The organism is Burkholderia sp. Ax-1720 (assembly GCF_011753035.1).
In the GTDB taxonomy this organism is placed as follows: Bacteria; Pseudomonadota; Gammaproteobacteria; order Burkholderiales; family Burkholderiaceae; genus Burkholderia; species Burkholderia gladioli.
Genome location: NZ_VWWK01000100.1, coordinates 1 through 26,672 on the forward strand (window position 1 = coordinate 1; position 26,672 = coordinate 26,672).

Annotated in this window: 24 protein-coding genes and 2 pseudogenes; 20 read left to right on the forward strand and 6 right to left on the reverse strand. The window is 67.8% G+C overall.

From position 1 onward, the window contains the following. Positions 1–875 (forward strand): lipase secretion chaperone (locus F3J18_RS24040; protein WP_166914620.1); only part of this gene is annotated, 875 nt, incomplete at its 5' end. A gap of 435 nt (positions 876–1,310) precedes the next feature. Then, the gene (locus F3J18_RS24045; protein ID WP_043278403.1) at positions 1,311–2,660 is read left to right on the forward strand and encodes an MFS transporter; all 1,350 of its coding nucleotides are present in this window, start codon (positions 1,311–1,313) and stop codon (positions 2,658–2,660) included. Between the two features lie 282 nt (positions 2,661–2,942). Here the strand turns inward: F3J18_RS24045 and acnA are convergent, their stop codons facing one another. From acnA to F3J18_RS24070, 5 genes are all read right to left on the reverse strand, one after another. Next, the gene (gene acnA / locus F3J18_RS24050; protein ID WP_166914622.1) at positions 2,943–5,660 is read right to left on the reverse strand and encodes an aconitate hydratase AcnA; all 2,718 of its coding nucleotides are present in this window, start codon (positions 5,658–5,660) and stop codon (positions 2,943–2,945) included. Between the two features lie 55 nt (positions 5,661–5,715). Further along, complete coding sequence (locus F3J18_RS24055) at positions 5,716–7,167, reverse strand: bifunctional 2-methylcitrate dehydratase/aconitate hydratase (RefSeq protein ID WP_166914624.1); 1,452 nt, start codon at positions 7,165–7,167, stop codon at positions 5,716–5,718. Positions 7,168–7,254: 87 nt separating this feature from the next. Then, the gene (locus F3J18_RS24060) at positions 7,255–7,782 is read right to left on the reverse strand and encodes a hypothetical protein (RefSeq protein WP_013690599.1); all 528 of its coding nucleotides are present in this window, start codon (positions 7,780–7,782) and stop codon (positions 7,255–7,257) included. A 223-nt stretch (positions 7,783–8,005) separates the two neighbouring features. Then, positions 8,006–9,010, reverse strand: a complete 1,005-nt coding sequence (locus F3J18_RS24065; protein WP_025098913.1) for an aldolase/citrate lyase family protein — start codon at positions 9,008–9,010, stop codon at positions 8,006–8,008. Positions 9,011–9,226: 216 nt separating this feature from the next. Continuing rightward, positions 9,227–10,210, reverse strand: a complete 984-nt coding sequence (locus F3J18_RS24070; protein WP_025098912.1) for a malate dehydrogenase — start codon at positions 10,208–10,210, stop codon at positions 9,227–9,229. A gap of 301 nt (positions 10,211–10,511) precedes the next feature. Here F3J18_RS24070 and F3J18_RS24075 point away from each other — a divergent pair, with 301 nt between their 5' ends. The 10 genes and pseudogenes from F3J18_RS24075 (at position 10,512) to F3J18_RS24120 (ending at position 18,427) form a co-directional block, all read left to right on the forward strand. Continuing rightward, positions 10,512–11,315 (forward strand): GntR family transcriptional regulator, encoded by an 804-nt coding sequence (locus tag F3J18_RS24075; protein WP_025098911.1) that lies wholly within the window; start codon positions 10,512–10,514, stop codon positions 11,313–11,315. Positions 11,316–11,506: 191 nt separating this feature from the next. Continuing rightward, entirely contained in the window at positions 11,507–11,923 is a 417-nt protein-coding gene (sdhC, locus tag F3J18_RS24080) for a succinate dehydrogenase, cytochrome b556 subunit (protein WP_025098910.1), read from the forward strand. Between the two features lie 4 nt (positions 11,924–11,927). Further along, entirely contained in the window at positions 11,928–12,296 is a 369-nt protein-coding gene (sdhD, locus tag F3J18_RS24085) for a succinate dehydrogenase, hydrophobic membrane anchor protein (protein ID WP_013690594.1), read from the forward strand. 4 nt (positions 12,297–12,300) lie between these two features. Beyond that, complete coding sequence (gene sdhA, locus F3J18_RS24090) at positions 12,301–14,076, forward strand: succinate dehydrogenase flavoprotein subunit (protein ID WP_025098909.1); 1,776 nt, start codon at positions 12,301–12,303, stop codon at positions 14,074–14,076. A gap of 22 nt (positions 14,077–14,098) precedes the next feature. Beyond that, positions 14,099–14,800, forward strand: coding sequence for a succinate dehydrogenase iron-sulfur subunit (locus F3J18_RS24095; protein WP_013690592.1), 702 nt, complete (start codon positions 14,099–14,101; stop codon positions 14,798–14,800). A gap of 11 nt (positions 14,801–14,811) precedes the next feature. Then, positions 14,812–15,084 carry a succinate dehydrogenase assembly factor 2 gene (locus tag F3J18_RS24100; protein WP_013690591.1) on the forward strand — a complete coding sequence of 91 codons (273 nt, stop codon included), beginning with the start codon at positions 14,812–14,814 and terminating at the stop codon, positions 15,082–15,084. A gap of 53 nt (positions 15,085–15,137) precedes the next feature. Next, the gene (gltA, locus tag F3J18_RS24105) at positions 15,138–16,442 is read left to right on the forward strand and encodes a citrate synthase (RefSeq protein ID WP_025098908.1); all 1,305 of its coding nucleotides are present in this window, start codon (positions 15,138–15,140) and stop codon (positions 16,440–16,442) included. 174 nt (positions 16,443–16,616) lie between these two features. Further along, positions 16,617–16,977 (forward strand): annotated as a pseudogene (locus tag F3J18_RS24110) (VOC family protein). Beyond that, positions 16,974–17,474, forward strand: coding sequence for a hypothetical protein (locus tag F3J18_RS24115; RefSeq protein WP_124076679.1), 501 nt, complete (start codon positions 16,974–16,976; stop codon positions 17,472–17,474). The pseudogene F3J18_RS24110 and the gene F3J18_RS24115 overlap by 4 nt, the downstream one beginning before the upstream one ends. A 143-nt stretch (positions 17,475–17,617) precedes the next feature. Continuing rightward, a complete protein-coding gene (locus F3J18_RS24120) occupies positions 17,618–18,427 on the forward strand; it encodes an AraC family transcriptional regulator (RefSeq protein WP_025098905.1) in 810 nt (269 codons plus the stop codon). A gap of 64 nt (positions 18,428–18,491) precedes the next feature. Here the strand turns inward: F3J18_RS24120 and F3J18_RS24125 are convergent, their stop codons facing one another. Continuing rightward, positions 18,492–19,553, reverse strand: coding sequence for a low specificity L-threonine aldolase (locus F3J18_RS24125; RefSeq protein ID WP_166914626.1), 1,062 nt, complete (start codon positions 19,551–19,553; stop codon positions 18,492–18,494). A 167-nt stretch (positions 19,554–19,720) separates the two neighbouring features. On the opposite strand from F3J18_RS24125, the gene F3J18_RS24130 reads away from it, so the two are divergent. The 8 genes and pseudogenes from F3J18_RS24130 to F3J18_RS24165 form a co-directional block, all read left to right on the forward strand. Further along, positions 19,721–20,362, forward strand: a complete 642-nt coding sequence (locus F3J18_RS24130) for an alanyl-tRNA editing protein (protein WP_166914628.1) — start codon at positions 19,721–19,723, stop codon at positions 20,360–20,362. A 184-nt stretch (positions 20,363–20,546) separates the two neighbouring features. Then, positions 20,547–21,956 (forward strand): 3-isopropylmalate dehydratase large subunit, encoded by a 1,410-nt coding sequence (gene leuC, locus F3J18_RS24135; protein ID WP_166914629.1) that lies wholly within the window; start codon positions 20,547–20,549, stop codon positions 21,954–21,956. Positions 21,957–21,958: 2 nt separating this feature from the next. Further along, positions 21,959–22,111 (forward strand): entericidin A/B family lipoprotein, encoded by a 153-nt coding sequence (locus tag F3J18_RS24140; protein WP_025098901.1) that lies wholly within the window; start codon positions 21,959–21,961, stop codon positions 22,109–22,111. 74 nt (positions 22,112–22,185) lie between these two features. After that, positions 22,186–22,836 (forward strand): 3-isopropylmalate dehydratase small subunit, encoded by a 651-nt coding sequence (gene leuD / locus F3J18_RS24145; protein WP_025098900.1) that lies wholly within the window; start codon positions 22,186–22,188, stop codon positions 22,834–22,836. A 52-nt stretch (positions 22,837–22,888) separates the two neighbouring features. Continuing rightward, complete coding sequence (gene leuB / locus F3J18_RS24150) at positions 22,889–23,956, forward strand: 3-isopropylmalate dehydrogenase (protein ID WP_025098899.1); 1,068 nt, start codon at positions 22,889–22,891, stop codon at positions 23,954–23,956. Positions 23,957–24,150: 194 nt separating this feature from the next. Further along, positions 24,151–24,270: a hypothetical protein gene (locus F3J18_RS24155; RefSeq protein WP_017919649.1), complete on the forward strand. Its 120-nt coding sequence runs from the start codon at positions 24,151–24,153 to the stop codon at positions 24,268–24,270. 87 nt (positions 24,271–24,357) lie between these two features. After that, entirely contained in the window at positions 24,358–25,479 is a 1,122-nt protein-coding gene (asd, locus tag F3J18_RS24160; protein WP_025098898.1) for an aspartate-semialdehyde dehydrogenase, read from the forward strand. A gap of 296 nt (positions 25,480–25,775) precedes the next feature. After that, a pseudogene (locus F3J18_RS24165) lies at positions 25,776–26,672 on the forward strand (hypothetical protein); the annotation flags it as partial.

Here is a 26,672-nt window from a genome sequence, read left to right on the forward strand (position 1 = left end):
CCGGGCAGGCGGGCGAGGCGGTGCCGCTGGCCGCCACGCTGCCGGCCTCGCTGGCCGGTTCCAGCGCGCCGCGCCTGCCGCTCGATGCCGGCGGCAGGCTGGCGAGGACGCGCGCGGTGCGCGATTTCCTCGACTACTGCCTGAGCGCGCAGCACGACCTCACGCCGGCCGGGCTCGACGCGCTGGTGCGTCGCGAGATCGCCGCGCAACTGGAGGGCAGCCCGGCGCAGCAGGACGCGCTCGATGCCTGGCAACGCTATCGCGCCTATTTCGATGGACTCGCGCGGCTGCCGGGCGGCGGCTCGGTGCTCGGCGACAAGCTCGATCCGGCCGCCATGCAGCTCGCGCTCGAACAGCGCGCGACGCTGGCCAGCCGCACGCTCGGCGAATGGGCCGAGCCCTTCTTCGGCGAGGAGCAGCGTCGCCAGCGGCTCGACCTGGAGCGGATCCGGATCGCGCGCGATCCCGCGCTCAGCGACGAGCAGAAGGCCGCGCGCCTGGCCGCGCTCGATGCGCAGCTGACGCCGGCCGAACGCGCGCAGCAGGCGGCGATCCGTGCCCAGCAGGATGCGGTGTCGAAGATCGCGGCCATGCAGCAGGCCGGCGCGACGCCTGAGCAGATGCGGGCTCAGCTCGCGCAGGCGCTCGGGCCCGAGGCGGCCGCGCGCGCCGCCAAGCTGCAGCAGGACGACGATGCTTGGCAGGGGCGCTACCAGGCCTATGCGGCCGAACGCGACCGGATTCTCGCGCAGGGGCTTGCACCCGACGATCGCGACGCGCGCATCGCGCAGTTGCGGCAGCAGACCTTTACCGAACCCGGCGAGGCGATTCGCGCGGCCTCGCTCGATCGCGGCGCGCTCGGCGCGGGCGGGTAGCCGGCTAGGAGGCTAGGAGGCGAGGAGGCGAGGAGGCGAGGAGGCGAGGAGGCGAGGAGGCGAGGAGGCGAGGAGGCGAGGAGGCGAAGGGCGGGCGGCAAGCAGAGCGGGCCGGCGGTGAATCGGCCGACGACGGCAGCCCGCGGTGCCGTGACTGCCCGCTTCGCCGACACTGCCGGAAGCTCCCGGCTGCCATCACCGGCAGCCAGGCTTTCGACCAGCTTTCTCGCGTGTCGCGAGCCTGCAGGATCGGCGCCGCTCTGCAACAATGCGGGGGCTGCGGCGGGTTTCGTTTCCGGAAATCGGGCAATCGACGCGCCGCCGCGTCGATCCATTCGCGATGCGCGATCCGCGTCGCCCGTCCTGCCGAGTCCTGCCTTGTCCGAAACCCTTCTCGCCGGCCGCCCCGCGGAGCCGGCGTTCAACTGGCGCGCGATGATCGCGATCCTGCTCGCGGTCGCGCTCGCGACGCTCGATACGGCGATCGCGAACACCGCCTTGCCCGCCATTGCCGCCGACCTGCACACGGCGCCTGCCGCCTCGGTCTGGATCATCAATGCCTACCAGCTCGCGATGGTGGCCACCTTGCTGCCGCTGGCCGCGCTGGGCGACATCGTCGGCCATCGCCGCATCTATATCGGCGGGCTGGTGGTGTTCACGGCCGCCTCGCTGGCCTGCGCGCTGGTCTCCACGCTGCCGATGCTGACTGCGGCGCGCATCGTGCAGGGCCTGGGCGCGGCAGCCATCATGAGCGTCAACACCGCGCTGATCCGCCATCTCTACCCGGCGCAGCGGCTCGGGCGCGGGCTCGGCCTGAACGCGCTGATCGTCGGCGTGTCCTTCGCGGTGGGGCCGACGGTGGCCTCGGTGATCCTCTCGCTGGCCGACTGGCCCTGGCTGTTCGCCGTCAACGTGCCGCTCGGGCTGGTCGCGCTGGCGGTGGCGATCCCGGCGCTGCCGCACACGGGGCGCGGCGGCCACAGTTTCGATCCGGTCGCGGCCGGCCTCAACGTGGTGACCTTCGCGGCGCTGATCTTCGCGCTCGGCGAAACCTCGCAGCGCGGGCCGCTGGCCTTCAGCCTGGCGGCCGCCGGCGTGACCCTGGTGTTCGGCTGGCTGCTGATCCGCCGCGAGGCGGGGCATCCCGCGCCGATGCTGCCGGTCGACCTGTTCAAGCGGCCGGTGTTCGCGCTGTCGGCGCTGACGGCGGTCTGCTCGTTCGCGGCGCAGGGCCTGGCCTTCGTCTCGCTGCCGTTCTACTTCGAGGATGTCCTGCATCGCAGCGCGGTCGAGACCGGCTTCCTGATGACGCCCTGGTCGGCGGTGGTGGCGCTGTCCGCGCCGATCGCCGGGCGCATGTCGGATCGTTATCCGCCGGGGCTGCTGGGCGCGGTGGGGCTGGCGATCCTGGCGCTCGGCATGGCCTTGCTGGCGATGCTGCCGCCGTATCCGCACGTGTCCGACATCATCTGGCGCATGGCCTTGTGCGGCGCCGGTTTCGGCTTCTTCCAGTCGCCCAACCTGAAGGCCCTGATGGCGAGCGCGCCGCCCGAGCGCAGTGGCGGCGCGAGCGGCATCATCGCCACCGCGCGCCTGATCGGGCAGGCCACCGGCGCGGCCCTGGTCGCGCTGTGCTTCGGCATCGCCGCCAAGCACGGCCCGACGCTGGCGCTCGGGCTGGGCGCCGGCTTCTCGGCCGCCGCCAGCCTGGCCAGCGGCCTGCGCTTGTTCGCGCCCTCGCATCGCTCGGGCAAGGCGGTGCCGTCGGAGCGGGGCGCCAAGTAGGCGGGCGAGAGGGCGACGAGGGCGACGAGGGCGACGAGGGCGACGAGAGGGAGCGGCGGGCGGCGCGTGATGCGCGGCTGGCGAAGCGTCGCCGCGCGAGTGCCCCGAACCTCGAACGGGAGCCCGAGCCGGCTCGCGCTTCCGTCGCCGCCCGGTCGATCGAGTCAGCGCGCCGCCATCGCCATCGCGCCCCGGGCCGGGACGAAAAAAAGCCCGGCCGGAGCCGGGCTCGAATCGTCCGCGCATCGTTTCCGACACGCGGCACCTGCAAAAACCGCGCGCTCAGGCGGCCAGCAGCGAGCGCAGCACGAAGGGCAGGATCCCGCCGTGCTTGTAGTAGTCCACCTCGATCGGCGTGTCCACGCGCAGCAGCACCGGCACGCGCTTGGTCTCGCCGTTCTTGTAGTGGATCACCAGGGTGACGTCCTGCTGCGGCTTGAAGTCGTCGCCGAGGTCTTCCACGTCGTAGGTTTCCTCGCCGGTGATGCCGAGCGACTGGACGCTGTCCGAGCCCTTGAACTGCAGCGGCAGCACGCCCATGCCGACCAGGTTCGAGCGGTGGATCCGCTCGAAGCTGCGCGCCACCACGGCCTTCACGCCGAGCAGCTGGGTGCCCTTGGCGGCCCAGTCGCGCGACGAACCCGTGCCGTATTCCTCGCCCGCGAAGATCACGGTCGGCACGCCGGCGTCGACGTACTGCATCGCCGCGTCGTAGATCGACAGTTGTTCGCCGCTCGGCTGGTGGATCGTCAGGCCGCCCTCGACGCGCGAGCCGTCGGCCTTGGCCGGGATCATCAGGTTCTTGATCCGCACGTTGGCGAAGGTGCCGCGCATCATCACGTCATGGTTGCCGCGACGCGAGCCGTAGCTGTTGAAGTCGGCCTTCTGCACGCCGTTCTCCTTCAGCCAGCGGCCGGCCGGCGAATCTTCCTTGATCGAGCCTGCCGGGCTGATGTGGTCGGTGGTCACCGAGTCGCCGAACACGCCGAGCGCGCGCGCGCCCTTGACCGGCGTGATCGAGTCCGACGGCTGCATCGGGAAGTCCTTGCCGAAGAACGGCGGCTCGGCGATGTAGGTCGACTTCGGCCAGTCGTAGACCTGGCCCGTCTCGCCCTCGATCTTGCTCCACAGGTCGCCCTTCTTGGTCAGCTTCGCGTAGTTCGATTCGAAGGCCTTCGGGTCGAGCGCGTACTTCAGCAGCGACTGGATTTCCTCGCTGGTCGGCCAGATGTCGCCGAGGTAGATGTCGCGGCCGCCGCGGCCCTTGCCGACCGGTTCGGTCATCAGGTCGCGCGTGATGGTGCCGGCGATCGCGTAGGCCACCACCAGCGGCGGCGAGGCCAGGAAGTTGGCGCGGATGTTCGGGTGGATGCGCGCCTCGAAGTTGCGGTTGCCCGACAGCACGGCCGCCGCCACGATGTCGTTCTTGACGATCGCTTCGTTCAGCTCGGGCGTCAGGTCGCCGGCGTTGCCGATGCAGGTCGTGCAGCCGTAGGCGGCCAGTTCGAAACCGAGCTTGCTCAGGTAGGGCAGCAGGCCCGTCTTGGTCAGGTACTCGGTGACGATGCGCGATCCCGGCGCCAGCGAGGTCTTGATGTGCGGCGCGACCGTGAGGCCCGCTTCCACCGCCTTCTTGGCCAGCAGGCCCGCGGCCAGCAGCACGCTCGGGTTCGAGGTGTTGGTGCAGGAGGTGATCGCGGCGATCAGGATGTCGCCGTTCTTCACGTTCACGCCGTTGCTGGTGGTGTATTGCGCCGCCAGGTCCTCGGCCTTCTTGTTGAAGCCGTTTTCGGCGACCGGCTTCGAGAACAGGTCGGCGAAGGTCGACTTGACGTGGGTGATCTCGATGCGGTCCTGCGGACGCTTCGGGCCGGCCAGCGAGGGCGCGACGCTCGACAGGTCGAGCGTGAGCGACTTGGTGTAGTCGATCTCGCCGGCCTTGGGCACGCCGAACAGCTTCTGGGCCTTGAAGTAGTTCTCGAAGGCGGCGATCTCGGCCTTGGTGCGGCCGGTGCCCTCGAAGTACTCGATGGTCTTCTCGTCGACCGGGAAGAAGCCCATGGTCGCGCCGTACTCGGGCGCCATGTTGCCGATGGTGGCGCGATCCGGCAGCGACAGCGAGGCGGTGCCTTCGCCGAAGAACTCGACGAACTTGCCCACCACCTTTTCCTTGCGCAGCATTTCCGTGATGGTCAGCACCAGGTCGGTGGCCGTCACGCCTTCGCGCAGCTTGCCCTTGAGCTCGACGCCGACCACGTCCGGCGTGAGGAAGTACACGGGCTGGCCGAGCATGCCGGCTTCCGCCTCGATGCCGCCCACGCCCCAGCCCACCACGCCGATGCCGTTGATCATGGTGGTGTGGCTGTCGGTGCCGACCAGCGTGTCGGGGTAGTACACCGTGTCAGTGCCTTCGGCCTTCTTGTGCACGCCGCGCGCCAGGTACTCGAGGTTGACCTGGTGGACGATGCCGATGCCCGGGGGCACCACGCCGAAGGTGTCGAAGGCCTGCATGCCCCACTTCATGAACTGGTAGCGCTCGTTGTTGCGCTGGAATTCCAGCTTCATGTTCAGGTCGAGCGCGTTCTTCTGGCGGAAGTAGTCGATCTGCACCGAGTGATCGACCACCAGATCGACCGGGACCAGCGGTTCGATCTTCTTCGGGTCCTGGCCGGCGCGCTGCGCCACACCGCGCATGGCCGCGATGTCGGCGAGCAGCGGCACGCCCGTGAAATCCTGCAGCACCACGCGCGCGACCACGAACGGGATCTCGTCGACGCGCTTGGCATCGGGCTTCCAGTTCGCCAGTTGCTCGATGTGTTCCTCGGTGATCTTCTTGCCGTCGTAGTTGCGCAGCACCGATTCGAGCACCAGACGGATCGACACCGGCAGGCGTTCGATCTTGGTCTTCAGTTCCTTGCCGAGCTGGGGCAGCGAATAGAACTTGCCTTTTCCGGAACCGCTGTCGAATTCCTTGAGGGTTTTGTGGAGATTGTGGGCCATGGTGTTTTCCTGGTTTCCTGGGTTGAGGCGAGGAAAGATGTCCTGTATCTGACGGCTAGATCACATACAAGTCGACGTATTCATTGACCGGCATGGCGGCGAGCCTTGCCGGATCGAGCGACACGTCGAGAATCGCTTGTTGCTGCTTCGCCGGGAAACGCCGCGCCAGGTTGCTGCGGAATTTCTCGACGAGAAGGGGGATGCCCTCGTCACGACGGCGGCGATGCCCGATCGGGTAGTCGACCACCACCTCGTCGAGCACCGTGCCGTCGTCGAATTCGACCGTCAGCGCGTTGGCGATCGCACGCTTGTCCGGGTCGTGATAGTCCTTCGTGAATTGCGGATCCTCGACGCAGGCGATCTTCGCGCGCAGCGCGTCGATGCGCGGGTCGCGGGCGATCTCGTCCTCGTAGTCGGCAGCCGTCAGCCGTCCGAACAGGAGCGGCACCGCCACCATGTACTGGATGCAGTGGTCGCGGTCGGCCGGATTGGCCAGCGGCCCGCTCTTGTCGATGATGCGGATCGCGGCCTCGTGCGTGCGGATCGTGACGCGCCGGATCGATTCGGCGCCGCGACCGGCAGCGAGGATCTGGCGATGCAGCGCGAGCGCGGCCTCGGCGGCCGTCTGCGCATGGAATTCGGCGGGGAACGCGATCTTGAACAGCACGTTCTCCATCACGTAGCTGCCGTAGGGACGCTGGAAGCGGAACGGCCTGCCCTCGAACAGCACGTCGTAGAAGCCCCAGGTCGGCGCGCTCAGCGCCGAGGGGTAGCCCATCTCGCCGGTGCGCGCGATCAGCGCCAGGCGCACCGCGCGCGAGGTGGCGTCGCCGGCCGCCCAGGACTTGCGGGAGCCCGTGTTGGGCGCGTGGCGGTAGGTGCGCAGCGCCTGGCCGTCGACGAAGGCCAGCGACAGCGCGTTGATCAGCTCGTCGCGGGTGAGGCCGAGCAGTTGCCCGACCACGGCGGTGGAGGCGACCTTGACCAGCAGCACGTGGTCGAGGCCGACGCGGTTGAAGGCGTTCTCGAGCGCGAGGCACCCCTGGATCTCGTGCGCCTTGACCATCGCCACCAGCACCGCGCGCATCGTCAGCGGCGGCTTGCCGGCGGCGACCGCGGTGCGCGAGAGCCAGTCGGCGGTGGCCAGGATCCCGCCGAGATTGTCGGACGGGTGGCCCCATTCGGCGGCCAGCCAGGTGTCGTTGAAATCGAGCCAGCGGATCGCCGCGCCGATGTCGAAGGCGGCCTTGACCGGATCGAGCTGGAACGAGGTGCCCGGCACGCGCGCGCCGTTGGGCACCACGGTGCCGGGCACCAGCGGCCCGAGCAGCTTGGTGCAGGCCGGGTAGGACAGGGCCTCGAGCCCGCAACCGAGCGTATCGAGCAGGCAGTGGCGCGCCGTTTCCAGCGCGAGCTCACTGTCGATCTCGAAACCCAGCACGTAGTCGACGATCTCGACCAGTACCGGGTCCGGCGCGGGCCGGAGATTCGTTTGCGGGGCGGACATCAGGATTCCTGTCGTGGCTGGCCTGCTGTTTCGTTGCGGATCGGGTACCGCCGGGTGCTGCTTACGGGTGTTGCCTGCGGGTGCTGCTTACTTCTGGACGTTCGGTGCCAGTTCGTTCGACTGCGTCGGCGCCGGCGTGCCGTTGGCGGCCATCTCGGCGGTCACGCATTCGTCGGCCAGGCGCGTGTCTTCCTTGTCGCTGAACAGCATGCCCTTGGTCGGGATCACCACCAGCTTCAGGCCGCTGGCCGGATCGTAGAACACGTCGGCGCCGGTCGTGGTGGCCTGGCGCGGCAGCTTGTAGTTCTTGTTGGCCCAGTGGACCGTGACGATCTGGTCGCGCTTCATGTCGCCGGCCAGCTGGTAGGACAGGCCGTCCTTGCACGACCACTTGACCGCGCCGTCCGGTGCCGGATCGACCTTGGCCGCCGCGGCCGCCTGGGCGCGCTTGCTGCGCGGGATCAGGTGGCGCTTGGGCGCCGGACGCTTGGCCACGGCCTTCTTGGCGGGAGCCTTGGCGGTGGTGCCGGCGGTCTGGGCCGAGGCTTGCGGGGCGACGCTCAGCAGCGTGGCGGACAGGGTGCCGATGGCGGCGGCGATCAACAGTTTGTTCATGTGCTCAAGCCTTTTATGGATATCGGTTGACGAGGGAGGCGGCCGGCGCGCGACACGCGCCCCATGGTGCGCAGCGGCCGCTATTTTCTCCTAATTCGCGCGATGGTTTTAAGGGAATTCGAAGCTTCTGTCGTGATTTCGCGAAACAGTCGGCTCGCCGGCCGCGCGCCGGGGCCATCGAGGGCACCCGGGCGCGAGCCGGCAAGCGAATCGCGGGCCCGGCTCATGCACGCGCCTCGTCGCGCGGCGGCAGCCAGGGCGCGACCTCGGCGGGCAGCGCGCGGCCGGTGGCGTGGGCGCGGCGCAGCACGCTCCAGTAATAGCGGTAGCTGGCGCGGTCGTGCAGCGTATCGTGGTGGCGCGTCGGGCCCCAGTCGGCGGCCTGCGCGGCCAGCAGGATCTCGGCGGCCAGGGCGATCTCGTCCTCGCGCGGCGCGAAGGCCGCCACGATCACCGGGATCTGGGCCGGGTGGATGCTCCACTGGCGCGTGTAGCCGAACTCGTCGCGGGCGCGCCGCGCATTGCCGGCCACCACGTCCATGTCGCGGATCTCGGTGCTGACGTTGTGGGAGGGCGTCTTGCCGTGGGCGTGGCTTGCGGCGGCGATCTCGAGCTTGGCGCGGCGCACCAGCGGGTGGTCGAACTGGCCGGGCGAGCGCATCGCGCTGTCGGGGATCGCGCCGTGGTGGGCCGAGACGAAGTCCATCAGCCCGAAGCTGAGTGTGGAGACGGCCGGCAGCGCGGCGATCCGGGCCACCTGCTCGAGCGCGCCGTGCGTCTCGATCAGCACGTCGGCCGGAATTGGCCGGTCGATGCCGAGCTCGCGGCGGGTGCCTTCGATGAAGGCGCAGGCCTCGGCGACATCGGCCGCGCTGGTGACTTTCGGAAGCGTAATGTAAGCCGGCGCGCGGGCCGCGCGCAGCACGATGCGCACGTCGTCGCGCCAATGCGGGTGGCTGAAGTCGTGGATGCGCACGCCGGCGCGGCCGAAGCGGTTGGCCGCCTCGCCCAGCATGGCGGCCACCAGCTCGGCATGCTCGGCTTCGCGGCCGACCGCGGCGCCGTCCTCGCAGTCGAGCGTGAGGTCGAACACCGGGCCCAGCTCGGCCTGCAGCGCGAGCGACTTGCGCATCAGCTTTTCGCTGCCCGCGTAGTGATCGCAGCAGGGCAGGATCGCGGGCGGCGAGGCGCCGTCGTAGAGGACTTCGGCGGGGGAGAGCGCGGGCATCGTGGTTACGCGTGGGATCGCAAGCATCGAAAAGGCATCGGATTCGAACGGGCTCTGCGGTGCCTGGGGCGTCGGCCGGGGCCGGCCTGGCGGGCAAAGCGCGCGCGGATCGAATGCGAATCGGCCGGCGCCCGGGGCCGAGCTCGCGGTGAGCTCGATCGGGCGCCGGCCGGTGCGGGGCGGGCCACGCGCGAGGCGTGCCCGTCCCGGCGGGTATTACTTCAGCAGGTGGGCGACGCCGTCGCGCTCCTCGAGCAGCTCGGCCAGCGTGCCGTCCATCTTCTCGCGCGAGAAGGCGTCGATTTCCAGGCCTTCGACGCGCTTGTACTCGCCGTTCTCGCAGGTCACCGGCACGCCGTAGATGATGTCCTCGGGGATGCCGTAGGAGCCGTCCGACGGGATGCCCATCGTGACCCACTTGCCGTTGGTGCCGAGCACCCAGTCACGCACGTGGTCGATCGCCGCGTTGGCCGCCGAAGCCGCCGACGACAGGCCGCGCGCCTCGATGATGGCCGCGCCGCGCTTGCCGACGGTCGGGATGAAGGTGTCGCGGTTCCAGACGTCGTCGTTGATCAGCTTGAGCAGCGATTCGCCTTCGGCGCTGGCGAAGCGGAAGTCGGGGTACATCGTCGGCGAGTGGTTGCCCCACACGGCCAGCTTCTCGATCGAGGCGACCGGCTTGCCCGACTTGGCGGCCAGTTGCGACAGCGCGCGGTTGTGGTCCAGGCGCAGCATCGCCGTGAAGTTCTTCTTCGGCAGGTCCGGCGCCGACTTCATGGCGATGTAGGCGTTCGTGTTGGCCGGGTTGCCGACCACCAGCACCTTGACGTCGCGGCTGGCGACTTCGTTCAGCGCGGCGCCCTGCACCGTGAAGATCTCGGCGTTGGCCGACAGCAGGTCCTTGCGCTCCATGCCCTTCGAGCGCGGGCGGGCACCGACCAGCAGCGCCACGTCGGCATCCTTGAAGGCGACCTTCGGATCGTCGGTGATCACGACGCCGGCGAGCAGCGGGAACGCGCAGTCGTCGAGCTCCATCACGACGCCCTTGACGGCGGCTTGGGCTTGCGGGAGGTCGAGCAGTTGCAGGATGACCGGCTGATCCTTGCCGAGCAGGTCGCCGTTCGCGATGCGGAACAGCAGCGAGTATGCGATTTGACCTGCGGCGCCGGTAACGGCAACGCGCTTTGCGGGCTTAGCCATGAGAAATCTCCAGGACGATGGGCGTGGGACGCGAGCAAAAGCGCCATTTTATGCGCGTTATGCGTCGCATTGCATTGAAGCGGTGCGCAGGAGGCGCGTCCGGGTCGGGCCGGCGCCGGGCGATCGGCCTGGAAGCCAGGCTGGGCGCGGGTCGGGCGCGTTCCGGGGGCGCTTCCTTGCTCGCCCCGGAGTGTAGGAGCGAGCTATGGCAAAGTCAAACGGTATCTTATGTCTTATATAAGACAGAGTATTGCTGGAAAAATGTGGACGAAAAACTTGGCTTTGTGTTGAAATGCGCGCCATGACATCCAACCAGGCGAACGCGTCGAATCCGAACGCCCCCGGCCAGGCCTCGGCCGGCGGCGAGCCGACGCCTGCGCAGGCCCCGTCGCCGACCTTCAGCCCCTTATACCAGCAGATCAAGGCATTGATCACCCAGGGGCTGGAATCGGGCGAGTGGAAGCCCGGCGAGATCATACCAAGCGAAGTGGAGCTCGCGGCGCGCTACAAGGTGAGCCAGGGCACGGTACGCAAGGCGATCGACGAGCTGGCGGCCGACAACCTGCTGGTGCGCCGGCAGGGCAAGGGCACCTTCGTGGCGACCCACAGCGAGGAGCGCGCGCAGTTCCGTTTCCTGCGCCTCTTGGCCGAGGACGGCGTCGAGCACCCGCACGTGAGCCGCCTGCTGGAGTGCCGCCGCACCCGGGCGCCGGCTGAGATCGCACGGCAGCTGGACCTGAAGCCGGCCGATCCGGTGGTGCAGGTGCGCCGGCTGCTGGAGTTCGACGGCGTGGCCACCGTGCTCGACGAGATCTGGCTGCCGGGCGCGATGTTCCGCGGCCTGAGCTTCGAGCGCCTGTCCGAGTACAAGGGGCCGCTCTACGCGATGTTCGAGTCGGAGTTCGGCACGCGCATGATCCGCGCCACCGAGAAGGTGCGCGCGGTGGCGGCGGAGCCGGCGGTGGCCGAACTGTTGTCGGTGTCCGAAGGATTTCCTTTGCTGTCGGTCGAACGCGTGTCCTATACCTATGGAGACCGTCCGGTCGAGGTGCGCCGCGGTTGGTATGTCACAACCGGGTATTACTATCAGAACGATCTGAGCTGATCGAATGATGGCAGGCCGTCGACGAACGGCCGCAAGGCAGTGGGGAACGGGCTCGCGCCCACATGCGAAGCACGTTTCGGGCCGCCTTTTGTTCGCTGCGATGCAACTGTCCTGAGCAGGTTTTCGCTGCAGCGCGACATAAAAAGGCGCTAAAATCGCGGATTAGTGTGACTACATAGTAGGGGTCTAGCATGACTGAAGCAGTAAGAAAACCGAGGCCGGAGTATCGGAACATCGGCATCGGAGACATAACTCGCCATTACCGCCTGCCGATCGCGGGGCAACTCTCGATCTTCCACCGGGTCAGCGGCGCGCTGCTGTTCCTGTCGCTTCCGTTCCTGCTGTTCCTCTTCGACAAGAGCCTGACGTCCGAAATCAGCTTCGACGTCTTCAAGGCCTTCCTCTCCAACATCATCGTCAAGCTGGTCGTCCTCGTGCTGGCCTGGGCGTTCCTCCATCATTTCTGCGCCGGCATCCGCCACCTGCTGATGGACGTCAACCATGACGCCGTCACCAAGGAAAGCGGCAAGCGCACGGCCATCGTCGTGTTCGTCGTGTCGCTGGCGCTGACGCTGGTGTTCGCGCTCAAACTGTTCGGAGCATTCTAAGAAAATGGCAGGCAACAACCGAATCGGCTCGAAGCGCCTCGTGGTCGGCGCTCACTACGGCCTGCGCGACTGGCTCGCGCAACGGATCACCGGCGTCATCATGGCGGTCTACACCGTGATCCTGCTCGCCTGGTTCTTCGCGGCGCGCGATTTCTCCTACGACGGCTGGGCATCGATCTTCGCCACGCAATGGATGAAGCTCGCGACCTTCGTCACGCTGCTGGCGCTGTTCTATCACGCCTGGGTCGGCATTCGCGATATCTGGATGGATTACGTGAAGCCGGTCGGCGTGCGGCTGCTGCTGCAATCGCTGACGATCGTCTGGCTGCTCGCGTGCGCGGGCTACGCTGCGCAGATTCTCTGGAGAGTGTAAAAGAATGGCTGCAATCAATACTTCCCTGCCGCGTCGCAAGTTCGACGTGGTCATCGTCGGCGCGGGCGGCTCGGGGATGCGCGCCTCGCTGCAACTCGCGCGCGCGGGCCTGTCGGTCTGCGTGCTGTCGAAGGTGTTCCCGACGCGTTCGCACACGGTCGCCGCGCAAGGCGGGATCGGTGCCTCGCTGGGCAACATGAGCGAAGACAACTGGCACTACCACTTCTACGACACGATCAAGGGCTCCGACTGGCTCGGCGACCAGGACGCGATCGAGTACATGTGCCGCGAAGCGCCGAATGCCGTCTACGAGCTCGAGCACTTCGGCATGCCGTTCGACCGTAACGCCGATGGCACGATCTACCAGCGCCCGTTCGGCGGCCATACCGCGAACTACGGCGAGAAGCCGGTGCAGCGCGCCTGCGCGGCCGCCGACCGTACCGGCCACGCGCTGCTGCACACGCTGTACCAGCAGAACGTCGCGGCCAAGACGCAGTTCTTCGTCGAATGGATGGCGCTCGACCTGATCCGCGACGCGGACGGCGACGTGCTCGGCGTGACCGCCCTGGAAATGGAAACGGGCGACGTCTACATCCTCGAAGGCAAGACCACGCTGTTCGCCACCGGCGGCGCCGGCCGGATCTTCGCGGCCTCGACCAACGCCTTCATCAACACCGGCGACGGTCTCGGCATGGCGGCCCGTTCGGGCATCGCGCTGCAGGACATGGAGTTCTGGCAGTTCCACCCGACCGGCGTGGCCGGCGCGGGCGTGCTGATCACCGAAGGCGTGCGCGGCGAGGGCGGCATCCTGCGCAACTCGGACGGCGAGCGCTTCATGGAGCGCTACGCACCGACCCTGAAGGACCTGGCGCCGCGCGACTTCGTCTCGCGCTCGATGGACCAGGAAATCAAGGAAGGCCGTGGCGTGGGCCCGAACAAGGACCACGTGCTGCTCGATCTGTCGCACATCGGCGCCGAGACGATCCTGAAGCGCCTGCCGTCGATCCGCGAGATCGCGCTGAAGTTCGCGAACGTCGACTGCATCAAGGAACCGATCCCGGTCGTGCCGACCATCCATTACCAGATGGGCGGCATCCCGACCAACATCCACGGCCAGGTGGTCGGTACCTCGAAGGGCCACGAAGACCCGATCAACGGCTTCTACGCCGTCGGCGAGTGCTCCTGCGTGTCGGTGCACGGCGCGAACCGCCTGGGCACCAACTCGCTGCTCGACCTGGTGGTGTTCGGCCGCGCGGCCGGCAACCACATCGTCGAGCACGTCAAGAAGCAGCGCGAGCACAAGCCGCTGCCGAAGGACGCGGCCGATTTCGCGCTCTCGCGCCTGGCCAAGCTCGACAGCTCGAGCTCGGGCGAATACGCGCAGAGCGTCGCCAACGAGATCCGCGGCTCGATGCAGAAGCATGCCGGCGTGTTCCGTACCTCGGCGCTGCTGGCCGAAGGCGTGGAAGACATCAAGAAGGTGGCCGAGCGTGCCCAGCACATCCACCTGAAGGACAAGTCGAAGGTGTTCAACACCGCGCGCGTCGAAGCGCTCGAAGTGGCGAACCTCGTCGAAGTGGCGCGTGCCACGATGGTGTCGGCCGAGGCCCGCAAGGAAAGCCGCGGCGCGCATGCGCAGGACGACTTCCCGCATCGCGACGACGAAAACTGGATGCGTCATACGCTGTGGTTCAGCGAAGGCGACCGCCTCGACTACAAGCCGGTGCACATGCAGCCGCTGACGGTCGAATCCGTCCCGCCCAAGGCACGTACGTTCTAAGCCGAATCCGGAGAATCTGACCATGGCAAAACGCATTTTCGAACTCTATCGTTACGATCCGGACAAGGACGCGGCGCCGCGCATGCAGACGTACGAACTCGAGCTCACGCATGAACGCATGCTGCTCGACGCGCTCGTCAAGCTCAAGGAAGTCGACGAAACCCTGTCGTTCCGTCGTTCCTGCCGCGAAGGCGTGTGCGGCTCGGACGCGATGAACATCAACGGCAAGAACGGCCTGGCGTGCCTGACGAACCTGAACGAGCTGCCGCAGAAGATCGTGCTGCGCCCGCTGCCGGGCCTGCCGGTGGTGCGCGACCTGATCGTCGACATGACGCACTTCTTCAACCAGTACCACTCGATCAAGCCGTTCCTGATCAACGACACGCCGCCGCCCGAGAAGGAGCGCCTGCAGTCGCCGGAAGAGCGTGAAGAGCTCGACGGCGTCTACGAGTGCATCCTGTGCGCCAGCTGCTCGACCTCGTGCCCGAGCTTCTGGTGGAACCCGGACAAGTTCGTCGGCCCGGCCGGCCTGCTGCAGGCCTACCGCTTCATCGCCGACAGCCGCGACGAAGCCACCGCCGAACGCCTCGACAACCTCGAGGATCCGTACCGTCTGTTCCGTTGCCATACGATCATGAACTGCGTCGACGTCTGCCCGAAGGGCCTGAACCCGACCAAGGCGATCGGCAAGATCAAGGAATTGATGGTTCGCCGCGCGGTCTGAGCTGATTCGACATGACTGAACAGTCGCACCAGTCCGACCCGCACCGCCGCGCGCGCCTTCGCTGGCGCGCGCGGCGCGGTCTGCTGGAGAACGATCTCATCATCGAGCGTTTCTTCAGCCGATACGAGCATGACCTCACCGATACCGACGTGGGCGCGTTGACCCGCCTGCTCGAACTATCCGACAACGACCTGATGGACTTGCTGCTCGCGCGCAAGGAACCGGAAGGCGACCTTGCCGGCCCGGATGTTTCCCGGCTGCTGGAGATGCTGCGCAGCGTGTGAGAGCGCCGCGCCCGTTATCGAATCCCGTTTCCATTTTCGATTGAGGATGTGCCATGACCCCGTCTGATGTTAAAGCCACGCTATCGTTCAGCGACAATTCGCCGAGCGTCGAACTGCCGATCTACAAGGGCACGATGGGCCCGGACGTGATCGACATCCGCAAGCTGTACGGCCAGACTGGCAAGTTCACCTACGACCCGGGCTTCATGTCCACGGCGTCGTGCAATTCGGCCATCACGTACATTGACGGGGACAAGGGCGAGCTGCTGTACCGCGGTTACCCGATCGACAATCTCGCGCAGAACGCCGACTTCCTCGAGACCTGCTACCTGCTGCTCAAGGGCGAACTGCCGAACGTCGCGCAGAAGAAGGAATTCGTCGAGACCGTCACGAAGCACACGATGGTCCACGAGCAGATGCACTTCTTCTTCCGCGGCTTCCGTCGCGACGCGCACCCGATGGCGATCCTGGTGGCCGCGGTGGGCGCGCTGTCGGCGTTCTACCACGACTCGCTCGACATCAACGATCCGCGTCACCGCGAAGTCTCGGCGATCCGCATGATCGCCAAGCTGCCGACGCTGGTCGCGATGGCCTACAAGTACAGCATCGGCCAGCCCTTCGTCTATCCGAAGAACGAACTCTCGTACAGCGCGAACTTCATGCACATGATGTTCTCGAACCCGTGCGAGGAGTACAAGGTCAACGACGTGCTGGTTCGCGCGCTCGACCGCATCCTGATCCTGCACGCCGATCACGAGCAGAACGCCTCGACCTCGACGGTCCGCCTGGCGGGTTCCTCGGGCGCCAACCCGTTCGCGTGTATCGCGGCCGGTATCGCCTGTCTGTGGGGCCCGGCGCACGGCGGCGCGAACGAAGCCGCGCTGAACATGCTCGAGCAGATCGGTTCGCCCGACAACATCCCCGAGTTCATCAAGCAGGTGAAGGACAAGAACTCGGGCGTGAAGCTGATGGGCTTCGGCCACCGCGTCTACAAGAACTACGACCCGCGCGCCAAGCTGATGCGCGAGACCTGCTACGAAGTGCTGAACGAACTGGGCCTGCACGACGACCCGCTGTTCAAGCTCGCCATGCAGCTCGAGAAGATCGCGCTGGAAGACGAATACTTCGTGTCGCGCAAGCTGTACCCGAACGTCGACTTCTACTCGGGCATCGTCCAGCGCGCGCTGGGCATCCCGACCTCGATGTTCACCTGCATCTTCGCGATGGCGCGTACCGTCGGCTGGATCGGCCAGTGGAACGAAATGATCGGCGATCCGGAGCAGAAGATCGGCCGTCCGCGTCAGCTCTTCATCGGCTCCACGCCGCGTGAAGCGACCGCGATCGACAAGCGTGCCTGAGCGGCGCCTGTCGGCAGCCTAGCCTGACGACCCGAAACACCCCGGCGGCCTCGGCCCCGGGGTGTTTTGTTTTGGGCGTGCCCTGGATGCCTCGCATGCCGTGTATCGCCGGCTCGACGCAGGCGGCGGGGGCGGCGTGGCATCATCGGAACATTCCGTCGTCGGGAGCCGTCGATGCTGTCTCATGTCTGTATCGGTGTGGAGGATGTCGAGCGCGCCTACGCGTTTTACGCGCCGCTGATGGAGGCGCTGGGCCTGCGGCTGAAATTCCGCAACCCGCCCGAGATGGCGGGGTGGATGCCGGCCGAGGCGGCGCGGCCGCTGTTGCTGGTCTGCCGCCCGTTCGACGGCGGCGCGCCGGCGCCCGGCAACGGCCAGATGCAGGCCCTGCTGGCACGCGCTCGCGCTGGCTGGCGGCGGCAGTTGCGAAGGGCCGCCCGGCTTGCGGCCCCATTACCACCGCGATTATTACGGCGCGTATTTTCGCGATCCCGACGGCAACAAGCTCTGCGTGGTCTGCCACGAGCCGGAATGAATGCCGATGCTGCCTGTCACAAAGCGCGTACAAAACTCGACAGGCGGCGCGGCCGATCCGTCTACACTGCGGGCATTCACCAGAACGATCAAATTCAGGGGGCGCCGGTGCGTATCCAATCCCTATTGGCGAGCCTGCTCGCCGCCGCGACGCTGTCCGGCTCGATCGGCGCGAGCGCGGGTGTTGCCGAACAGAACATCCGCGACGCCGCGAACGGCACGCTGACCAAGTCGGTCCCGCCCGAGCCGACCTGCCGGGCCGATGTCACCCGGCCGCCGCCGTATCCCATGCTGCGCGGCGAGGGCGGCGGCGGGCTGCTGGGCGCCGGCATCGGCCTCGCCTCGCTGGCCGTGCTCGCGGCCAGCGCGTCCATGCTGTCGCCGCCGCGGCACGGCGATATCTTCCGGCCCGCCTGCGAATCGAACCGGATCGCGAAATCGTCCTCGGATACCTATCCGTTCGCGACGCCCTCGTCGGCGCCGATGTCGACCGAATAAACCGCTCATATCGGCCCTGACGCGATTCCGGCGGCCCGGGGCCGGGCATGCTAAGCTCGAACGCACTCGGGCTTAGCCCGGCCATGCCGTGCCGAAGGGGCGGCAAGGGCCCGTTCCCGCCTTCCCGCATCCAGCCGCTTCCCATGAAAGACCGCGTCGAATACACCCGCAGTCGCGACGTCCCCGGACTCGTGCTCGGCGACGCGCGTTTCAGCGAATTCCGCTTCGATCGCCATTACCACCTCGATTTCCACGTCGGGGTGGTGACCGAGGGCGTCCAGCGCCAGCAGTTCGGCGGCAAGACGGTGTTGCTCGGCCCCGGCAGCGTTTCGCTGATGCCGCCCGGCGAGGTGCATGACGGCACGCGCGTGGGCGACGGCGCCTACACGCTGAAGACCTTCCGCCTGCCGCCCGAGCTGATGGCGGGGCTGGCCGAGGAGTTGTCGGGCAGCACGCGGGAGCCGGCGCTGCAGGGCGCCTCGCTCGAGGATCTGGGGCTGGCGCAGCGGCTCAACGCGATTCACGCTGCGCTGCGCGGCGAATACCGCGATGCCCCGCTGGGCGTGCAGTCGGCCTGGCTGGTCGCGCTCGAGCGCCTGTTCGCGCAATCGCGCGCCTGGGCGCCGCGGCAGGTCGCGGGTGCCTTGTCGGACCTGCAATGGCAGCGCGTGCGCGACTACTGCGAGGCGCATCTGGCCGAGAAGATCACGCTGGACGAACTGGCCGCGCTCTGCGAGCTGGACCGTTTCGTATTCCTCAAGCTGTTCAAGCGCAGCGCCTCGATGACGCCGCATGCCTGGCTGGTGCGGCTGCGCCTGGAGCGCGCCTGCCTGATGCTGCACCGGGGCACGCAGTCGATCGCCGAGGTCGCGCAGGCCGTCGGTTTCTACGACCAGAGCCATTTCAACCGCGCCTTCCGGCGTGCCTTCGGCTGCGCGCCGTCGCGTTACTGAACGCCATCCAGGCAAACGTGTCGACGCGCCCGCGCGAAACCGGGGCGCTCGCTCGTGCGCTGCCTTAGCCGGCCGCGATGCGCGCGATGTCCAGCAGGCGGTCGACTTCTGCCTCGGTGGTGGCGAACGAGGTGACGAAGCGCACCACGCCCGGTTCCCAGCGATCGTGATAGAAGCGCACGCCGGCCGCCAGCAGGCCGGCGATCACCGGTTGCGGGAGCCGGCAGAACAGGATGTTGGCCTCGGTGGCACCCGTCATCGAGACGCCCGGCACGCGGGCCAGCCCGGCCGCGAGACGCTGCGCCATGGCATTGGCGTGACGCGCGTTGCGCAGCCAGAGATCGTCGGCCAGATAGGCGTCGAGCGGCGCCGACAGGAAGCGCATCTTCGAGGCGAGCTGCCCGGCGCGCTTGCGGCGGAAGGCCAGTTCCCCGGCGCGGCGCGGGTCGAACAGCACCACCGCCTCCGAGCCCGGCACGCCGTTCTTGGTCGCGCCGAACGACAGCACGTCGACGCCGGCGCGCCAGGTCATCTCGGCCGGCGAGCAGCCCAGCGATACCAGCGCATTGGCGAAGCGCGCGCCGTCCATATGCAGTGGCAGATTGGCCTCTCGGCAGATCTCGCCGATCGTGCCGATCTCGTCGAGCGTGTAGACGCTGCCGACTTCGGTGGCCTGCGTGATGCTGACGGCCGAGGGCTGGGTGGTATGGACGTCGCCGAGCTTGGCGCGGGCGGCCGCGCGCAGCCGGGCCGGGTCCAGCTTGGCCGCGGGGCCGTCCACCGTGATCAGCTTGGCGCCGTCGGCGTAGAAGGCCGGCGCGCCGCATTCGTCGTTGTTGATGTGGCTGCCCGGGTGGCACAGCACGCTGCCCCAGGGCGGCGTCAGCGCGGCCAGCGCGAGCGAGTTGGCGGCCGTGCCGGTGGAGACGATGAACACCGCCACCTCGTGCTCGAACAGCTCGGCGAGCCTTTGCTCGACGCGCGTGGTCCAGGGATCGGCGCCATAGGGCGCCGCTTGGCCGGCCGCGCAGGCGACCAGGGCATCGAGCACGGCGGGCGCCGCGCCGGCGGTGTTGTCGCTGCTGAAGTTCAGGGTCGGTTGATCCGGCGTCGGGGCGTGTTCCATGAGGCGTGATCCTGGCGAGTCGTCTGAGGAAAAGAGTGGTTCGGGCATCAGGCTACGCGCGCGGCGGCGGGCGCGGATTGTAAAAAATTGAGCGGCCCGAACCCCTTGAGCGGCGGGGCTGTCGACCGCATAGTCGGAACCTCGATATCCCTGCAAGAGGAAGCACCATGACGATCCGCCGCTATTTCGACAGCGATGCCCTGACGCTGAGCACCGAGGTGCTCGCCTGCGAGCCCGACGAGGAGGCCGGGCGCTTTCGCGTGACGCTGGCCGAGACGCTGTTCCATCCGCAAGGCGGCGGCCAGCCTTCGGATACGGGCCGGATCGGCGAGGCGCGCGTGCTGCGCGTGGCCGCCGACGGCGAGGCCATCGTGCACCTGGTCGATCGCGCCGTGGCGCCGGGCGAGATCGAGATCGAGGTCGACGCCGGGCCGCGCGCGCTGCATGCGCGCCTGCATTCGGCCGGGCACCTGATCGCCTACGTGGGCGCGGCCGTCGGCTGGCGCGCCGTGAAGGGACATCATTGGCCCGGCGAGGCGCGCGTGGTGTTCGAGCGCGACAGCGCCGACGCCGAGCTGGCCGCGATCGAGGCGCAGGCGCTCGCGAACGGCGTCAACGCGATGATCGCGGCCGGCTTGCCGCGCGTGCTGGCCGAGCAGGAAGGGCGGCGCGTGATCGCCTATGGCGGACACGATTTCAGCCCCTGCGGCGGCACGCACGTGGCCGGCACGGGCGAGATCGGCGCGGTGCTCATCACCAAGGTCAAGGAGAAGAAGGGGCAGGTGAGCGTGCAGTACGAGGTGGCCTGATTCGGCGCGGGGTGCCCGTTAGCGCCCCCATTTGCCGGGTAGCACTTATCCAGGTATCGAAACTACCATTCAACTCACTGTTTTTATTGGGTTTTTTCTCATCCTGGTAGTGCTGGGCGGCAATCTTGGTGGCATAATCGACCGAACCCAGAAGGAACCGTCGTCACCACAAACCCCGCATACCATGGCACAGACTCTCTACGACAAATTGTGGAATTCGCACGTCGTCCACACCGAGGAGGACGGCACCGCATTGCTCTACATCGACCGTCACCTGCTGCACGAGGTGACGAGCCCGCAGGCGTTCGAAGGGCTGAAGATGGGCGAGCGCCCGGTCTGGCGCATCAGCGCCAACCTCGCGGTGTCGGACCATAACGTTCCCACCACCGATCGCACCCACGGCATCGCCGATCCGGTCTCGAAGCTGCAGGTCGACACGCTCGACGCGAACTGCGACAGCTTCGGCATCACCCAGTTCAAGATGAACGACGTGCGCCAGGGCATCGTGCACATCGTCGGCCCGGAGCAGGGCGCGACGCTGCCGGGCATGACCATCGTCTGCGGCGATTCGCATACCTCCACGCACGGCGCGTTCGGCGCGCTGGCGCACGGCATCGGCACCTCGGAAGTCGAGCACGTGCTGGCCACCCAGACGCTCCTGCAGAAGAAGAGCAAGAACCTGCTGATCAAGGTCGAGGGGCAACTGCCGCGCGGCTGCACCGCCAAGGACATCGTGCTGGCCATCATCGGCAAGATCGGCACGGCCGGCGGCACCGGCTACGCGATGGAATTCGGCGGCTCGATGATCCGCTCGCTGTCGATGGAAGGCCGCATGACGGTCTGCAACATGGCGATCGAGGCGGGCGCACGCGCCGGCATGGTCGCGGTGGACGACACCACCATCGACTACCTCAAGGATCGCCCGTTCTCGCCGACCGGCGCCGAGTGGGACCAGGCCGTGCAGTACTGGCGCGGCTTCCGCTCCGACGACGGCGCGCAGTTCGACCGCGTGGTCGAGCTGAGCGCGGCCGACATCGTGCCGCAGGTGACCTGGGGCACCTCGCCGGAAATGGTCACGGCGGTCGACAGCCGCGTGCCCGATCCCGAGCGCGAGAAGGACCCGGTCAAGCGCGACGCGATGGAGCGCGCGCTGAGCTACATGGCGCTCGAGCCGAACATGCCGATCGAATCGATCAAGGTCGACAAGATCTTCATCGGATCCTGCACCAATGCGCGCATCGAGGACATCCGCGCGGCCGCCTACGTGGTGAAGAAGCTGAACCGTCGCGTCGCCGCCAACGTGCGCCTGGCGATGGTGGTGCCGGGCTCGGGCCTGGTGAAGGCGCAGGCCGAGCGCGAAGGGCTCGACAAGGTGTTCAAGGATGCCGGCTTCGAATGGCGCGAGCCGGGCTGCTCGATGTGCCTGGCGATGAACGCCGACCGCCTCGAGCCGGGCGAGCGCTGCGCCTCCACCTCGAACCGCAATTTCGAGGGTCGCCAGGGCGCGGGCGGCCGTACCCACCTGGTCAGCCCGGCGATGGCGGCAGCCGCCGCCATCGAGGGGCATTTCGTCGATATTCGCCGGCTGGGATAAGCATGCGCAGCAACCGCAACCTCATCGTCGGCCGCCTGGCGGCGGCTCTCGCCCTGGCGGGCATGGTATTCGGGCTGGCCGCCTGCCACACGGTGGCCGGCGTCGGCGAGGACATCAATGCCGCGGGCCGCGCGATCACGCGCGCCGCGAACTGATCGCCGCCTGACGGACTAACCGAAGGACAGTCGAGCGCCGGCCCCGGGGCCGGCGTCCAATGTGGAAACGGATCATGGAAAAATTCACAGTGCATACCGGCGTCGTGGCGCCGCTTGATCGCGAAAACGTCGACACCGACGCGATCATCCCGAAGCAGTTCCTCAAGTCGATCAAGCGCACCGGCTTCGGCCCGAACGCCTTCGACGAATGGCGCTACCTCGACCGCGGCGAGCCGGGCCAGGACAATGCCAAGCGCCCGCTCAACCCCGACTTCGTGCTGAACCAGCCGCGCTACCAGGGCGCCTCGGTGCTGCTGGCGCGCAAGAACTTCGGCTGCGGCAGCTCGCGCGAGCACGCGCCCTGGGCGCTGCAGCAATACGGCTTCCGCGCCATCATCGCGCCGAGCTTCGCCGACATCTTCTTCAACAACTGCTACAAGAACGGGCTGCTGCCGATCGCGCTGACCGAGCAGCAGGTCGACCACCTGTTCAACGACACCTACGCGTTCAACGGCTACCAGTTGACCATCGACCTGGAGGCGCAGCTGGTGCGCACCGGCGACGGCCGCGAATATCCGTTCGAGGTGTCGGGCTTCCGCAAGTACTGCCTGCTGAACGGCTTCGACGACATCGGCCTGACCCTGCGCCATGCCGACAAGATCCGCCAGTTCGAGGCCGAGCGCCTGGCCAAGCAGCCCTGGCTCAACAACCGTCTGATCGGCTGAAGGCGCGCGCGGCGCGCGGGTTCCGAACTCACAACTCTTTCAGGAAAATCGCATGAAGATTGCAGTGCTGCCGGGCGACGGCATCGGCCAGGAGATCGTCACCGAAGCGGTGAAGGTGCTGAACGCCCTCGACGAGCAATTCGAACTCGAACAGGCGCCGGTCGGCGGCGCCGGCTACGAGGCCGCCGGCCACCCGCTGCCCGAGGCCACGCTGAAGCTGGCCAAGGAAGCCGACGCGATCCTGTTCGGCGCCGTGGGCGACTGGAAGTACGACTCGCTGGAGCGCGCGCTGCGTCCGGAGCAGGCGATCCTCGGGCTGCGCAAGCATCTCGAGCTGTTCGCCAACTTCCGCCCGGCGATCTGCTACGAGCAACTGGTGGACGCCTCGCCGCTGAAGCCGGCGCTGATCTCTGGCCTCGACATCCTGATCGTGCGCGAGCTGAACGGCGACATCTACTTCGGCCAGCCGCGCGGCACGCGCGAGGCGCCGGACGGCCCGTTCGCCGGCGCGCGCGAGGGTTTCGACACGATGCGCTATTCGGAGCCCGAAGTGCGCCGCATCGCCCACGTCGCGTTCCAGGCCGCGCAGAAGCGCAGCCGCAAGCTGCTGTCGGTGGACAAGGCCAACGTGCTCGAGACCTCGCAGTTCTGGCGCGACATCATGATCGACGTGTCGAAGGAATACGCCGAGGTCGAGCTCTCGCACATGTACGTCGACAACGCGGCGATGCAGCTGGCCAAGGCGCCCAAGCAGTTCGACGTGATCGTCACCGGCAACATGTTCGGCGACATCCTCTCGGACGAAGCCGCGATGCTGACCGGCTCGATCGGCATGCTGCCCTCGGCCTCGCTCGACAAGAACAACAAGGGCCTGTACGAGCCCTCGCACGGCTCGGCGCCGGACATCGCCGGCAAGGGCGTCGCCAATCCGCTGGCGACCATCCTGTCGGTCGCGATGCTGCTGCGCTACTCGCTGAATCGCGGCGAGCAGGCCGAGCGCATCGAGCGCGCGGTGCAGAAGGTGCTGGAGCAGGGCTACCGGACCGGCGACATCGCCACGCCGGGCTGCAAGCAGGTCGGCACGGTGCAGATGGGCGACGCGGTGGTCGCCGCGCTGTAAGCACGAGCGGGCGGTCCGCCGCGTGAAGCGACGGCGCGGCGGCCGTTCCGGTTCGCGATGCGACGCGCGGCGAACCCTTGTTCCGGTGCGTATTCCTTCGATCTGTCCCGGAAACAGAGTACCCGCGCGACATCGCGCACGATAGCAACGACGGGCCGTTGTACGGCCCACCAGGTTTGTGTAGACTCTTTCGCATGGCGCAAAATCGTTCGATCTCCCCGGTCTCCAAGCTGCACGGCATCACGGCCCGTGCGCTGACGCGCGCCATCGTCTCCACGAAAATCATCACCACGAAAACGATCACGAAAAGCTGATCGTCATCCGTCGTGCCCGCCTGATTTCCCCGCGCGGTTACGCGGGGGACGGAAAAGGCGGGGAAGCTCTCAAGCAAAGGGTTAGTCATGAACGTAGGTCTCGTAGGTTGGCGCGGCATGGTCGGCAGCGTCCTGATGCAGCGCATGCAGGAAGAAGGCGATTTCGATCTGATCGAGCCGGTGTTTTTCAGCACCAGCAACGCGGGCGGCAAGGCACCGGCCTTCGCGAAAAACGAGTCCACGCTCAAGGACGCCTCGAGCATCGACGATCTCAAGAAGTGCGACGTGATCATCACCTGCCAGGGCGGCGACTACACCAACGAGGTGTTCCCGAAGCTGCGCTCGGCCGGCTGGAACGGCTACTGGATCGACGCGGCCTCGTCGCTGCGCATGAAGGATGACGCGGTCATCATCCTCGATCCGGTCAACCTCGACGTGATCAAGGACGCGCTGGTCAAGGGCACCCGCAACTTCGTCGGCGGCAACTGCACGGTCAGCCTGATGCTGATGGCGCTGGGCGGCCTGTACCGCGAGAACCTGGTCGACTGGATGACGGCCATGACCTACCAGGCCGCATCGGGCGCCGGCGCGCAGAACATGCGCGAGCTGCTGTCGCAGATGGGCACGCTGCACGGCGCGGTGGCCGAGCAACTGGCCGATCCGGCCTCGGCGATCCTCGACATCGACCGCCGCGTGCTGGCCGCGATGAACGGCGACGCGATGCCGACCAGCCAGTTCGGCGTGCCGCTGGCCGGCTCGCTGATCCCCTGGATCGACAAGGATCTCGGCAACGGCATGTCGAAGGAAGAGTGGAAGGGCGGCGCCGAGACCAACAAGATCCTCGGCAAGCCGGCCATGGGCGAGCCGGGCTCGATTCCGGTCGACGGCCTGTGCGTGCGGATCGGCGCGATGCGCTGCCATTCGCAGGCGCTCACCATCAAGCTGAAGAAGGACGTGCCGCTCGACGAGGTCAACGAGATCCTCGCCTCGGCCAACGACTGGGTGAAGGTGGTGCCGAACGAGCGCGAGGCCTCGATGCGCGAGCTGTCGCCGGCCGTCGTCACGGGCACCCTGACGGTGCCGGTCGGCCGCCTGCGCAAGCTGGCGATGGGCGGCGAATACCTGTCGGCCTTCACGGTCGGCGACCAGCTGCTGTGGGGCGCGGCCGAGCCGCTGCGCCGCATGCTGCGCATCCTGCTCGACAAGTAAGCCGAAGCGTTCCGCGTCCGGCAAGGACGGCGGCGACGGCGTTCGCGGTGCCCGGTGTTTCGCCGGGGCGGCGAGCGCCGTTTCGTTTTTGTGCCCGTCGCGCGGCGGTCGCGTCCGGTCCGGATCCGCGGCCGGCGCCACAAATTCGACGAAATGGCCGGCGGGTAAAGTAAACTACGCGGTTACGACGCAATCGGCGTCGCGCACGCGTGGCGCCCTGCGCCCCCGCGACGTCCAGAATCCTGTCCTCCTTCCAACGCGAACCAGGGCCGCGCGCTGCCGCGGCGAATGTGCCGATGACGCTGCGATTTTTCCCCGGTATTTCTTCTCTTGCCCGAGCACGCGCCGCGCTGTCGCCGCGAGCGTTCGCGCTTCGTGCGATCGCGGGCGCGGTGTTCGCGCTGATGTCCGCTGCGGCCGTGCCGCTCGCGCAGGCCGCGCCGTCCGATGCCGCGGCGAACGCGCCGCAGTCGATCACGGTCCAGCCGGGGCAGTCGCTCAACGATATCGCGGTGGCGGCCACCCAGTCGCGCGATCCGGGCGTGCTGGCGCGAGCCGGCCGCGCGCTGTTCGCCGCGAATCCGCAGGCCTTCATGAAGCACGACCCGAGCCGGCTGAAGGTGGGCGCGACGCTGACGGTGCCGCCGCTCGACGCGAGCGGATCGGCCGTGGCTTCGCCGGTTGCCACATCGACTGTTTCGGGGGCTTCAGGGGCTTCGGCGCCGGCAGGGGCCGCGCCCGCGCATGCAGGCAGTGCCGCGACGGCCGTGGCCGGCGCAGCGGCGCCGCATGCGGGCAGCTCGGCTGCGCCGGGCGCGTCGTCGGCGGGAAGTGTTTCGGAAGCGCATCCCAATCCTGCTGCCGCCGCACCGGCTGCCGGTGGTTCGATGCCGCATCCGGCGACGGCTGCAACAGCGGCCACAGGCACGGCCACGGCCGCCGGCGCCTCGTCGGCTTCGGGCGCATCGCATGTCGACGCGTCGCTGCCCGCGCATCCGGCCGGCGTCTCGTCGGCTGCGGCAACGGGCGTGTCGGCGGCCGCGTCGGTGGCACCGACTTCGGCGGCGCTCGCCCAGGGCGGCTCCGCGGCGACGGCTGCACCGGCAACACAGCCGGGCGCCGCCCAGCATGCCAATGGCGGCAACCCCGGCGATCCGGCCAGCGCGCATTCCTGGAGCGGTTCGATCCAGACC